We start from the raw sequence: 11,702 nt of genomic DNA on the forward strand, positions 1-11,702 counted from the left end.
CCCCCGTGCTTGCGTACGACGACGTGCGAGCCTCCACCAGGGGTGTGACACGTCAGATTGTGGTGGTGACCGTCTGACACCTGTTCATCCATCTCGCGGCGAGGTATTCACCTGTCGTTGACGATTCTTTGACGTGACCTGCATCACATAGCAATACCGGTGAATTTCGGGTCTCTTCTGGGATGAACAGTCGTGAAGATTCCCCCTGCTCTTCAGATCCTGTCCCTCTGGCTCCTGGTCACGATCATCGGCACAGCGCTCACGATGACGCGTGCCGATGCGGCCGAGACCACCGATCCGCCGACTGCTCCGTCGTCGCTCGTCGCACCGGCGGAGGCGGAGGCCACGACGGCCGAGACCACCGACGGCCCCGACGTGACGCCAGCCTCGACCAACCAGTGCGCGAGCGGCTACTTCTGCGTCTGGACCCAGGCCAACTACACCGGCACGATCCAGCGCTTCAAGACACAGAGCCAGTACTCCTCCATCGCGGTCTACCGGGTCGGGTCGTTCTACAACAACCGCAGCAAGCGCGTCTTCCTCTACGCGGACGCGAGCGGCGACACCTCGGCCTGCTACGGGGCGGGCGCCAAGCGCAGCTCGACCTCGGGCTGGGTCACCTACGCCGAGGGCACCTATCTCTCGACCGCGACGAGCTGCTGACCCGATGATGCCCTGCTCACGTAGCCTCCCTGTGTGGGAGAGGAAGAGTTCGCCGAGGCGTACGCACGCCTGCGCACCGAGATCTTCCGCTTCGCCGTGGGCCGCCTGTCACCCGACCAGGCCAAGGACGTCGTCCACGACACCTTCGAGGTGGTGTGGCGCAAGCGAGCCGAGAGCCCGACCGACCCGGCGCAGTGGCCCGCCTGGATCGTGGGCATCGCACGCAACAAGGTGCTGCAGGAGATCGACCGCGCCGCGCGCAAGCACCACGACTCGCGCTTCATCGAGGACCAGTCGTCGATCGTCGAAGCCGTCGTGACGGCCGACGTCGCCGACGTCGTGGTCGCCTCCGACAACGGGCGGCGGGTGCTCAGCCAGCTCACGCCGGCCGAGCGAGAGCTCCTCGACCTCGCGTTCGTCACGCGCATCGACCGTGACCAAGGGGCCACGATCCTCGGCCTCACCCCGACCGCGTACGCCACGCGGTTGACCCGGCTGCGACAACGCATCATGCGACTCGATGCCGACGAGACCGCAGCCCCCACGACCGACAAGACGGGCGACACACCATGACCGACACGATTCCTCCCCCCGATTGGGACATCGAGCTGCGCGCGCTCCGCGCGGCCGCCACGTCCGCGGGCATCCGCGGCGCCCTCGATCCTGCTGACGCCGGCGTCCGGCTCGACACGGCCGACGAGCTGCTGGCCCGCCTGCTGGCGACCGACCCGGTCGACGAGCTGGCACAGCGCCGCCGCCGCACGCGCCGCCGCGTGCTGCTCGCGAGCGGTGTCGCTGCCGCCGGCCTCGTGGTCACGAGCATCCTGCAGCCATGGGGCGGCACTCCTGTCCAGGCCGCGACCCCCGCGATCCTCGACTACGAGTTCGCCGCGGCCGACACCATCGCGGTCGCCCCCGGCCAGGACCCGTCAGCCGCGCTGGAACGACTGTCCGCCGCGGCCGCCGGCGCCCCGGCGGCGACCGGCTCCGGCGTGCAGCACGTCGTGACCGACAGCTGGGTGGCCGAGTTCGACACCTCCGCCGACGATGCCACCTCAGCCCTGATCCCCCAGATCACCGAGTCGTGGCTGGCACCCGACGGCTCGCTGCGCACCGTGACCCGGCGCGACGACGCGCTGGCACCCGACGGACGCGGCCTGCCCCGCGACGGCGCGTGGAACGACCAGCCCACGAGCGCCGACGAGTCGGAGCCCCCCGGCACGATCGATGCCGAGCTCGCCGCCACCCTCCCGACCGACGCCACTGGCCTGCGCCGAGAGCTGCTGGAGATCTCCGGCTGTCGCACGACCGACCGCAGCTCGGCCACGTCGCTGTGCCTGTACGACCAGGTCGTGGCTCTCAACCAGACCTACGTCATCCCCGCGGCACTCGACCGGGCCATCTGGGAGATGCTCGGCGGCGAGGCCGGCTTCCGGACGCTCGGCTCGGTCGAGGACCGGGTCGGGCGCGATGGTGTCGGCATCTCGCTCATCTCGTCGGACCGCCCCGAGTACCGCCTGGTGCTGATCGCCGACCCCTCCACCGGCGACCTCCTCGGCAGCGAGCAGATCTTGATCCGCTCCGTCCCCGGCCTGACGATCGACGCCCCCGCGATCACGAGCTTCAGCGCGATCCTGGAGTCGGAGCACGTGACGTAGAGCCCCGGCGAACGCCTGCGGCGGCCACCACCCAGGGGGCACAATTGCAGGGTGAGTACTCGCGACGACGTGATCGGGGCCGACCTGTTCAGCGCCTCGGCGCAGCGCATCGTCGACTACCTCAACGCGCACACGCCGATCCCCGACTGGTCGGTCTCCCGTATCGCCGGAGGCGAGCAGGTCCACGTCCACGTGCATCCCGAGGCCTTCCTGAGCGTCGGTCAACGCGAGCCGTGGCCCGAGACCTTCTGCATCCGCATGCTCGGGGGCGCTGCCCGGGTCGTTCCCGACTCCCTCGCCGATCCCGACTACGCCGACCACCCGGCGGCCGGTCACGTCCGCGCCTATGCGGGCTTCCCGATCGTCGACGACCTCGGCAACACCTTCGGCACCCTCTGCGGCGTCGGGCCCGACCCGCTGCAGGGCATCGAGGCGGTCGACGTCGAGCTGATCGAGCTGATGGGCAGCCTGCTGTCGTCTCAGCTCGCGATGTCCCGCACCGCTGACCGGGAGCGGCGAGCAGGCGAGATCGCCGTGGCCCTCGCCCACACCGATGCCCTCACCGGGCTCACGAACCGTCGTGGCTGGGACCTGCTGGTCTCCGACGCCCAGCAGCGCGTGACCGCCTACGGCGATCCGGTCGCGGTTGCCGTCATCGACCTCGACGGCCTCAAGAAGGTCAACGACGTCCACGGCCACGCGGCCGGCGACGACCTGATCCGCGGGGCCGCCGCAGCGCTCGCGGCGACCGCGACCGAGAGCGACCGGGTGGCCCGCTACGGAGGCGACGAGTTCGTCGTGCTGTCCAACAACGTCCCTGCGGCTCGACTCGACGCACACTTCGCGGCCTTCCAGCACTCGCTCGAGCAGGTCGGCATCAGCGCATCGATCGGCTACGCGCCGACCAACCCGGGCGTCGTGTCGATCGCCGACGCCTTCACCCTGGCCGATGCCGCGATGTACGAGGCGAAGCAGGAGCGCCGGATCGCCTGACGCCCGCGGCTCCGATCAGGGGCTGGCGGCGAGGAACAGGAACGCACCGAGGATCGCCAGGTGGATGCCGCCCTGCAGCAGGGTCGCGCGGCCGGGCACGACCGTGAGCACGCTCGTGATGAGCGTGAGCACGAGCAGGACGATCTCGGTCTCACCGAGTCCGAGCACGAGCGGGCCGTCGAGCCAGATTTGCGCGATCGCGATGACCGGGATCGTGAGCCCGATGCTGGCCATCGCCGAGCCGTAGGCCAGGTTGAGGCTGATCTGGACCCGCTTGCGCTTGGCGGCGTTGACGGCGGCGATCGTCTCGGGGGCGAGGATCAGCAGCGCGATGATGACGCCGACGACGGCCTGGGGCATGCCGGCTGCCCGCACCCCTTCCTCGATCGACTTCGACACGTTCTTGGCGTTGCCCACCACGGCGACGAGCGCGACGACGAGGAACGCCAGGCTGACGAACGCGGCCTTGCGGGTCGGCGGCTCCGCGTGGTCGTCCTCGGGCTTGATCTCGCCGGTGCTGGTGCGGGGCAGGAAGTAGTCGCGGTGCCGCACGGTCTGCATCGCGACGAACAGGCCGTAGAGACCGAGAGACGCCACGGCCGCGAAGGCCAGCTGCCCGGGGGTGAACTCCGGACCCGAACGACCCGTCGTGAACGCCGGGAGCACGAGGCACAGCGTCGCGATCGTGCCGACCGCCGCAAGGGCGCTGCCGGTGCCCTCGGCGCTGAAGTGGGCGATCTGACGGTTGCGGGTCGCTGCCACCAGCGAGATGCCCACGATGCCGTTGCAGGTGATCATGATCGCCGCGAACACGGTGTCGCGCGCGAGGCTCTCGCTGCCCTTCGCGCCGGTGAGGACGAGGGTGACGATCAGCGCGACCTCGATGACCGTGACCGCCACGGCGAGCACCAACGAGCCGTAGGGCTCGCCGACCTTGTGGGCGATCACCTCGGCGTGGTGCACCGCGGCGAGCACCGCCCCGGCGAGGAACACCGACACCACGATCACCGCGAGCAGCGAGAGATCTCGTTGCCACGCGAGGGCGAACACGACCAGCGCCCCGATCGGGACAGCCGCCGTCCATCGTGAAGCGAGGGCGGCGGCCGTGGAGGTCGTCATGTCTCCATTCTCCCAGACTGGCGGCCCATGACCCAATCGGTCAGCTGGTCTCGACGACCCCGGCGATGCGGTCGAGGAGCCAGCCGGTCCCGTGCTCGCGGCCGGCGGCCGCCTCGGGGCCGGGCCCGTGGACGCCGTCGAGGTGGACTCCCTGCTCGGTGAAGGTCAGGTGGGTCCCGCTCGCGGTCGCCGCGAAGACGATCGTCGTGATCGACGTCGAGGCGTGCACGCCGTCGCTCCACATGTCGTAGGAGTAGACGATGCGCTCGCGGTCGACGATGTCGGTGTAGACCGCGCGGAACTGGCTGCGGCGACCGTCCATCGTGCCGTCGTTGATCGCGATGCCGCCCACCCGGAAGTCCTCGGAGACCTCGGGGTCCTCGATCTCGTCGGGGCCGAACCAGCGGCTCTTGACCTCAGGGTCGGCGAAGGCGGCCCACACCCGGTCGAGGGGTGCGGCGTAGTCGCGCTCGAGGACGAACGTGGCGTGGGTCTGGGTGCGTGCGGGCGTGGTCATGTCGGTGGTGGTCATGTCAGTGCTCCTGGGGGTCGTCGTCGATGAGCTGGGCCGCGAGGCGGTCGAGTCGTTGCTCCGCCGGGAGCCGCTGCCGACCGATCCACTCGCCGCCCGCCGCAAGGGCGTCGGGGGCGAGCTGGACGGTCCGGACCCGCCCGACCTTCTGCGAGGTCACGATCCCGGCGTCCTCGAGCACCTTGAGGTGCTGGACGACGGCCGGCATCGACATCGCGAAGGGCTCGGCGAGCTCGCTCACCGACGCGGGGCTGCGCACCAGGCGTTCGACCATGGCACGCCGCGTCCTGTCGGCGAGGGCGTGGAACGTCCTGTCGAGACTTTCCGAATAGTTAAGCATCTACTTAAGTATTGCGATCCGGCGTCGAATGTCAAGCCCTGCGTCGACCGTCAGGCCGGATCGCGGAGCGATACGGTGAGTCCATGACCGCCATCAGGAGCCCGTGGCTGATCGGGTTCGGACTCGTCACGGTCGTGCACCTCGTGCTCAACGGCGTCGATGCGACCCCCTGGGACAGCATCACCAAGTGCCTGCTCGCGCCGCTGCTCGCCGCATGGGTCGTCGAGCAGAAGGGCCCGCGCCTGCTGGTCGTCGCCTTGGTCTTCTGCTTCCTCGGTGACCTGTTCCTGGAGATCGAGGACCTCTTCACGGTCGGCATGGCCGCCTTTGCGCTCGGCCACGTCTGCTTCATCGCGTTCTTCGTGCAGCGCGGTGCGGTCAGCCAGCTGCGCCGCAAGCCGATCATCCTGCTGGCGTACGCGGCTGCGGCGGTCGGGCTCGTCGCGTGGTGCTGGGGCGGGCTCGAGCCCGACCTCAAGCCGCTGGTGCCCGTCTACGCCGTGCTGCTGCTCGGCACCGCGTCGACCTCGCTGGCGACCGACGTGCGAGCAGGTGTCGGCGGGGCGATGTTCCTCGTCTCGGACGGCATCATCGCGCTCGGCGAGGCCGGACGCATCGACCCGGACGCGACGCTCACCGGTCTGGCGATCATGACGCTCTACATCCTCGCGATCTTCTTCCTGACGACCGGCATCCTGTGGCGGGAGAAGCGCACGCTCGAGGCCGGCCCCGGATTCGACCCGACCGTCCGCACCGACTGCTGGCCGCGACTGCCCGCGGCGAAGGCCTAGATGGCCGTTCGACAGGCCCGGGGGACGCGCGACCTCCCGCTGGTCGGGTCCGACCGCACGTACCGGTGGGTCAACCGGATCTTCGCGGTGCTGTTCCGGCTCATGGGCTATCGCTTCGACGTGCGGGGCGCCGAGCACGTCCCTGCCGCCGGACCGGCCGTGCTCGCCGGCAACCACATCGGCTTCCTCGACTTCACCTTCATCGGCTATGCCGCCCGCGACCGGGGCCGGCTCGTGCGCTTCATGGCCAAGACGTCGGTCTTCGAGCTGCCGGTCGTCGGTCGGCTCATGACGGCCATGCGCCACATCCCCGTCGACCGCCGGCACGGCGCCCGCGCCTACCGCCGGTCGCTGCAGCTGCTCGACGCCGGCCAGCTCGTCGGGGTCTTCCCCGAGGCGACGATCAGCCGGTCGTGGCTGCTCAAGCCGTTCAAGCGCGGCGCAGCCGGCATGGCCATCAACCGCGGGGTGCCACTCGTGCCGGTCGTCGTGTGGGGCGGCCATCGCATCCTGACGGTGGACGGCCACCGGTCGCTCCGGCGGCGGATGCCCATCACGATCATCGTCGGCGAGCCCCTGGTGCCCGGGGACGACGAGACCGTCGACGAGCTGTCGGCGCGGCTCCACCTGCGCATGGAGGGCCTGCTCGCCGCGGCGATCGACACCTACCCGGCCGAGCCCCGCGACGACCAGGACCGATGGTGGCTGCCCTACGATCGCGGTGGGAGTGCCCCCGACCCCGAGACAGCAGCCGTGCTCGACCGCGAGGCCGTCGCACGCATCGGTGACACCTTCGAGTGAGCACCACCCGCCGAGCACCGTCGAGCGACCCAGGAGGTCCACCATGACGTACGACTCCACCACCCCCGTCCAGGTCGGAGACCTGACCTTCGACGTCCGCACCGCCGGGCCGCAGGACGGCACGCCGATCATCCTGCTGCACGGATTTCCCGAGACGTCGCTCTCGTGGACGGTCGTCGCGGCCCGCCTGGCCGAGGAGGGCTTCCGCGTGGTCGCCCCCGACCAGCGCGGCTACTCGCCCGGGGCTCGCCCCGAGAGCGTCGAGGACTATGCGACCGAGCTGATGGTCGCCGACGTCCTGGGCATCGCGGACGCCCTCGGCATCGGGACGTTCCACGTCTCCGGCCACGACTGGGGCTCGGTCGTGGCGTGGCTGCTCGCCGCCCACCACCCCGACCGGGTCCGCACCCTGACCGCGGTGTCGGTGCCGCACCTCACGGCCTACAACGCGGCGCTCCGCGACGATCCCGACCAGCAGGAGAAGGCGGCCTACATCCAGGTGTTCCGCCAGCCCGGCAAGGCCGAGGACCTCCTGCTCGCCGACGGCGCCCAGCGCCTCACCGCCCTCTACGGCGACGCCGTTCCGGTCGGGCTGGCCGTGCGCTACGTCGCGCACCTCGCCGAGCCGGGGGCCCTGACCGCGGCGCTCAACTGGTACCGCGCGATGAGCGCGGCTCTCGCCTCGACGCCCCGAGTCCAGGTGCCCACGACCTTCGTCTGGGGCGAGCTCGACATGGCGATCGGACGGGTCCCCGCCGAGGCGTGCGGCGACTTCGTCGATGCCGACTACCGGTTCGTCGAGCTCACCGGCATCGGCCACTGGATCCCCGAGCAGGCACCCGACTCCCTGGCCGAGGCGATCCTGGTGCGCGCCGGGACGTGACCCTCGCAGACGACCTCGCCCGGACGGCGCCACCCTTTCCCCTCCGGACCCTGCAGGCGCGGGCGCTCGAGGCGGTCGAGACGGCGGTGGCGTCCGGCCGGCGTCGCGTCTGGGTGTCGCTCCCGCCGGGGACCGGCAAGACCCTGCTGGGGCTCGAGATCGCCCGGCGCCTCGGCACGCGGACCGTCGTCCTCGCACCCAACACCGCGATCCAGGGGCAGTGGCGCGATACGTGGGCCCGCTACACGCCTGCCGTGGTCACGACGGGCACCGACCGCGACCTGTCGGCGCCGATCACGGTGCTGACCTACCAGGCACTCGCCACGTTCGACCGGGTCGAGGCCGATGACGATGAGCCCGAGGACGATCAGGGCGCCCTCGTCGACCGTCTGCACCCCAACGGGCAGGCCCTGGTCGCAGCGCTCAGGGCCGCCGGCCCCGTCACGATCCTGCTCGACGAGTGCCATCACCTGCTCGAGGTGTGGGGACGTCTGCTCGCCGAGGTGCTGGCCGACCTGCCCGAGGCGACCGTCGTCGGTCTCACCGCCACGCCGCCGACGGTGCTCGACACCCGGCAGGCCGCCCTCGTCGACGAGCTGTTCGGCGACATCGTCTTCAGCGCATCGATCCCTGCCGCGGTCCGCGAGGGGCACCTCGCCCCCTTCGCCGAGCTCGCCTGGCTGACCACGCCGACCGCGGAGGAGGCCGACTGGCTCCACGACCAGTCCCTACGGTTCCTGCAGCTCACGACCGACCTGGTCGACGTCAAGCTGGGCTCGACGCCGATCCTGGTGTGGTTCGATCGCCGGTTCCTCGAGCTCACGGTGCCGTGGGACCGTTTCGAGCGGGACTCCCCCGCTCTCGCCCGCGCCGCGCTGCGCCTGGTGCACGCCGAGCTGCTGGCTCTGCCCGACGGGGCCCGGATCCGTGAGGAGCACCGCCAGGCGCCGACCGCCGACGACTGGGCCGGGCTCATCGACGACTGGGTCAGACGCTGCCTGCGCCGCAGCGGCGACCCGTCCGACGACACCGTCTTGGAGTCGCTGCGCGCCGCGCTCCCGGGCATCGGCTTCCAGCTGACCCGTGCCGGCGTCCGCCGTGGCCGTTCACCCGTCGACCGGGTCATCGCCCGCAGCGAGGCCAAGATGCGCGGGTGCCAGCAGATCCTCGAGGCCGAGCACCTCACGCTCGGCGAGCGGCTCAGGTCGCTCGTGCTGTGCGACCACGAGCTCGCCGGTGCCACGACCCCGACCGGGCTGCGACCGACCCCAGCCCGGTCAGGGTCGGCACGGCAGATGCTGCGCACGCTCGTCGCGGCTCCGCCGACCCGCGCGCTGCGCCCGGTCCTCGTCACGGGTCGCACCGTCGCCGCACTGCCGGACGTGGCCCAGCGGATCGTCGACCTCGTCGCCACGACCGACCCCGCGGTCGCCGCCCGCCTGACGTTGGAGCCTCTGGACGATGCCCTCGACGACGACCCGCTCGTCCGCATCGCCGGCCCGTGGGAGAGCCGCGACTGGGTCAGGGTCGTCACCCGGTTCTTCGAGTCGGGCGGCACCCAGGCACTCGTCGGCACCCGCGCCCTGCTCGGCGAGGGCTGGGACGCCCGCGGCCTCAACAGCCTGGTCGACCTGACGACGGCCACGACGACGAGCGCGGTCGTGCAGACCCGAGGGCGGGCCCTGCGGCTCGACCCGTCCTGGCCCGACAAGGTCGCGATCAGCTGGACCATCACCTGCGTGGCCCCTGAGCACCCGCGGGGCGACGGCGACTGGCAGCGACTCGTCCGCAAGCACCAGGGCTTCTTCGGCGTCGACGACGCCGGCGAGGTCGTCTACGGCGTGGCCCACATCGACGCTCGCTTCTCACCGTTCAGCCCGCCCGACTCCACGACGTACGACTCCGTCGACGCCGACATGCTCGAGCGAGCCCGCGACCGCGACACGGTTCGCACCCGCTGGGCGGTCGGCACACCGTACGACGACCGGCTGGTGCACACGCTCCGCGTGCGGCCGACCTCGGCCCACCGCAGCACGACCGTCGCGGAGGGGCCCGTGTCGGCCGTCCGACCGGCCTACGTCCCGGGTCCCCACGGCCCCGTCGCGAGCGGTGGCGGGCCGGCCCCTTGGCGCAGCCCGTGGTCGTCGACACGGCTCGCGGCGCAGGACCCGGGCCTCATGGCCTATGCCTGCGTCGTGGCCGACGCGATGCACGCGGCCGGGCTGTCGCCCCACGGCGCCGACCGGGTCGAGGCCACGATCGACCACTCCGGTGAGTACCGGCTCCGGCTCGTCGACGTCGACGAGGCGACGTCCGCGCTGTTCGCCACCTCGCTCGACGAGCTGCTCGGCCCCGTGCGCTCGCCGCGCTACCTCGTGCCGAGGTACGTGCTCGGTGAGCCCGGGTGGACCGACGGCTGGCGGGTGCTCGTCGGCCGGCTGCGACCTGCCGGGCGGGTGTGGCACGCGGTGCCCAGCGTGTTCGGCACGCACGCCCGACTGGTGGCACACGTCGACGCCGCATGGGCGAGGTGGATCAGCGACGCCTCAGCGGTCTATGCCCACAGCCCGGAGGGCATCGCCGCACTGGCCGGCGGCAATGGCACGGCCCCGCTGGAGCTCGTGACGGTCATGCGCTCCGCGTGGTCGTGAGCGGTCAGCCCACTCCTACGCCACCGGGGCCGAACCAGTCACCGAACGATCCAGGCCCCTGAGCGGCTGCGGAGTCGCGGGTGCCGCGCAGGGCATCGCCATCCTGGCGGTGCCGCATGGTCTGGACCTGGTCCTCACGCGAGAGGCGGTCGAAGCCGGATCCCCGGTGACGCCGCAGCGTGAGCCAGAGACCGGCCAGTGTCGCGACCACGACGACAGCCACGATGATGAGCCACATGATGCCCCCGCCTTCTCGTCGAAGGCCTCGACCCTATCCGTGAGACAGGGAGAAGGCGAAGGTCTGTCGACGATCAGGCGGAGCGCACGACCGGTGCGGCGACTCGCTGCAGCGGCCATCCGGCCGGGTCGTCGAGGGTGCGACCCACCGTGGCGGCATAGCGGTTCCAGTCCTCGGCGCGATCGGCGTACCAGGCCCGCTGGCGATCCATGAGCTGCTCGAGCGATCCGGCGGCGATGTCCGGGTGGCGCCGGCCGATCTCGTGGGCGATCTCGCGAGCAGCCCGTGCATCGGCCGTCGCGTCGTGGGCGTTGTCGAGCGTGACGCCGTAGTAGGTGGCGACGTCGGTGAGCCGGCGCGGGCCGAGACCGCCCCGCTCGATGCCCCAGTCGACGACGTAGGGGTCGACGACGAGCAGCCGCGACCAGTCGGGCTGGGCCAGGCCCCAGCGCTCCGCCTCGGCCCGCAGCATCGTGAGGTCGTAGGCGGCGTTGAAGACGACGAGACCGATGCCGCGGTCGACGAGGTCCTGCACCCACGCGACGACCTCGGCGATCGCGTCGACAGGCGCGGGGGCGCCTGCCAGCGCCTCGGCGGTGAGGCCGTGGACGGCGGCGGACGCGGCGGGGATCGGGACTGCCGGGTCGATCAAGCCGCAGAAGTCGCGGCCGCGGTCGTCGAGCAGCGCGAAGCTGAGGACGCGGTCGGTCAACGGGTCGACGCCGGTGGTCTCGAAGTCGAGCGAGGCCAGGGCGAGTTCGTGCCACCCGCCGTGGTCGCCGCGCGGCGGGGGCGTGGGTGAGCAGGTCAGGCAGATCGTCCGCCAGCTGCCCGGAGCGCCGATCAGCTGACCGGCCTCGACGGCGACGGACGCTCCACACTCGGCGCACCGTCCTGCGTACTTGTTGACTCTCACTCGTGGCCTCCTGCTGACCACGCTAGTGGTCGGTCCCGACATGATCTGGGAGACACGTCCCACCGGGCTGATCCCCGACAAGCGATACGATCGTCCCAGTTGAGCCATCCAGGGGAG

Annotated in this window: 13 protein-coding genes; 8 read left to right on the forward strand and 5 right to left on the reverse strand. The window is 71.3% G+C overall.

All coding sequences use genetic code 11. The features are described from left to right. The first annotated feature begins 192 nt into the window (after positions 1-192). The 4 genes from HQK15_RS01615 to HQK15_RS18945 are packed head-to-tail and all read left to right on the forward strand — an operon-like array spanning position 193 to position 3,314. Complete coding sequence (locus HQK15_RS01615; protein WP_173489686.1) at positions 193-663, forward strand: peptidase inhibitor family I36 protein; 471 nt, start codon at positions 193-195, stop codon at positions 661-663. Positions 664-696: 33 nt separating this feature from the next. After that, entirely contained in the window at positions 697-1,236 is a 540-nt protein-coding gene (locus HQK15_RS01620) for an RNA polymerase sigma factor (protein ID WP_173489687.1), read from the forward strand. Beyond that, entirely contained in the window at positions 1,233-2,321 is a 1,089-nt protein-coding gene (locus tag HQK15_RS01625) for a CU044_5270 family protein (protein WP_173489688.1), read from the forward strand. Before HQK15_RS01620 ends, HQK15_RS01625 begins: the two co-directional genes overlap by 4 nt. Positions 2,322-2,372: 51 nt before the next feature. After that, a complete protein-coding gene (locus HQK15_RS18945; RefSeq protein WP_173489689.1) occupies positions 2,373-3,314 on the forward strand; it encodes a sensor domain-containing diguanylate cyclase in 942 nt (313 codons plus the stop codon). A gap of 15 nt (positions 3,315-3,329) precedes the next feature. Here the strand turns inward: HQK15_RS18945 and HQK15_RS01635 are convergent, their stop codons facing one another. The 3 genes from HQK15_RS01635 to HQK15_RS01645 are packed head-to-tail and all read right to left on the reverse strand — an operon-like array spanning position 3,330 to position 5,305. Then, entirely contained in the window at positions 3,330-4,433 is a 1,104-nt protein-coding gene (locus tag HQK15_RS01635; protein ID WP_173489690.1) for a calcium:cation antiporter, read from the reverse strand. A 40-nt stretch (positions 4,434-4,473) separates the two neighbouring features. Then, positions 4,474-4,965, reverse strand: a complete 492-nt coding sequence (locus HQK15_RS01640) for an SRPBCC domain-containing protein (RefSeq protein ID WP_173489691.1) — start codon at positions 4,963-4,965, stop codon at positions 4,474-4,476. Position 4,966: 1 nt separating this feature from the next. Then, on the reverse strand, positions 4,967-5,305 hold the full coding sequence (locus HQK15_RS01645) for an ArsR/SmtB family transcription factor (RefSeq protein ID WP_173489692.1): 339 nt from the start codon (positions 5,303-5,305) through the stop codon (positions 4,967-4,969). A gap of 83 nt (positions 5,306-5,388) precedes the next feature. Between HQK15_RS01645 and HQK15_RS01650 the strand changes: the two genes are divergently transcribed. Genes HQK15_RS01650 through HQK15_RS01665 form a run of 4 tightly spaced genes read left to right on the forward strand, consistent with a single transcriptional unit; the run spans position 5,389 to position 10,431 of the window. Further along, positions 5,389-6,096, forward strand: a complete 708-nt coding sequence (locus HQK15_RS01650; RefSeq protein WP_173489693.1) for a lysoplasmalogenase family protein — start codon at positions 5,389-5,391, stop codon at positions 6,094-6,096. Further along, a complete protein-coding gene (locus HQK15_RS01655) occupies positions 6,097-6,897 on the forward strand; it encodes a lysophospholipid acyltransferase family protein (RefSeq protein WP_173489694.1) in 801 nt (266 codons plus the stop codon). A 43-nt stretch (positions 6,898-6,940) separates the two neighbouring features. Next, complete coding sequence (locus HQK15_RS01660; protein WP_173489695.1) at positions 6,941-7,780, forward strand: alpha/beta fold hydrolase; 840 nt, start codon at positions 6,941-6,943, stop codon at positions 7,778-7,780. Further along, positions 7,777-10,431 (forward strand): DEAD/DEAH box helicase family protein, encoded by a 2,655-nt coding sequence (locus HQK15_RS01665; protein ID WP_173489696.1) that lies wholly within the window; start codon positions 7,777-7,779, stop codon positions 10,429-10,431. Before HQK15_RS01660 ends, HQK15_RS01665 begins: the two co-directional genes overlap by 4 nt. Positions 10,432-10,435: 4 nt before the next feature. Here the strand turns inward: HQK15_RS01665 and HQK15_RS01670 are convergent, their stop codons facing one another. Both HQK15_RS01670 and HQK15_RS01675 read right to left on the reverse strand, forming a co-directional pair. Continuing rightward, positions 10,436-10,669 carry a hypothetical protein gene (locus tag HQK15_RS01670; protein ID WP_173489697.1) on the reverse strand — a complete coding sequence of 78 codons (234 nt, stop codon included), beginning with the start codon at positions 10,667-10,669 and terminating at the stop codon, positions 10,436-10,438. Between the two features lie 73 nt (positions 10,670-10,742). Then, positions 10,743-11,585: an exonuclease domain-containing protein gene (locus tag HQK15_RS01675; protein ID WP_173489698.1), complete on the reverse strand. Its 843-nt coding sequence runs from the start codon at positions 11,583-11,585 to the stop codon at positions 10,743-10,745. Between the last annotated feature and the right edge of the window lie 117 nt (positions 11,586-11,702).

This window comes from Aeromicrobium stalagmiti (genome assembly GCF_013283745.1).
Lineage (GTDB): Bacteria > Actinomycetota > Actinomycetes > Propionibacteriales > Nocardioidaceae > Aeromicrobium > Aeromicrobium stalagmiti.

What these genes read in the sequence shown, in the direction of transcription:
- HQK15_RS01625 (WP_173489688.1), top strand. Translation starts at nt 1,233, where the DNA reads ATGACCGACACGATTCCTCCCCCCGATTGGGACATCGAGCTGCGCGCG.
- HQK15_RS01635 (WP_173489690.1), bottom strand. Translation starts at nt 4,433, where the DNA reads ATGACGACCTCCACGGCCGCCGCCCTCGCTTCACGATGGACGGCGGCT.
- HQK15_RS01640 (WP_173489691.1), bottom strand. Translation starts at nt 4,965, where the DNA reads ATGACCACCACCGACATGACCACGCCCGCACGCACCCAGACCCACGCC.
- HQK15_RS01645 (WP_173489692.1), bottom strand. Translation starts at nt 5,305, where the DNA reads ATGCTTAACTATTCGGAAAGTCTCGACAGGACGTTCCACGCCCTCGCC.
- HQK15_RS01650 (WP_173489693.1), top strand. Translation starts at nt 5,389, where the DNA reads ATGACCGCCATCAGGAGCCCGTGGCTGATCGGGTTCGGACTCGTCACG.
- HQK15_RS01655 (WP_173489694.1), top strand. Translation starts at nt 6,097, where the DNA reads ATGGCCGTTCGACAGGCCCGGGGGACGCGCGACCTCCCGCTGGTCGGG.
- HQK15_RS01660 (WP_173489695.1), top strand. Translation starts at nt 6,941, where the DNA reads ATGACGTACGACTCCACCACCCCCGTCCAGGTCGGAGACCTGACCTTC.
- HQK15_RS01670 (WP_173489697.1), bottom strand. Translation starts at nt 10,669, where the DNA reads ATGTGGCTCATCATCGTGGCTGTCGTCGTGGTCGCGACACTGGCCGGT.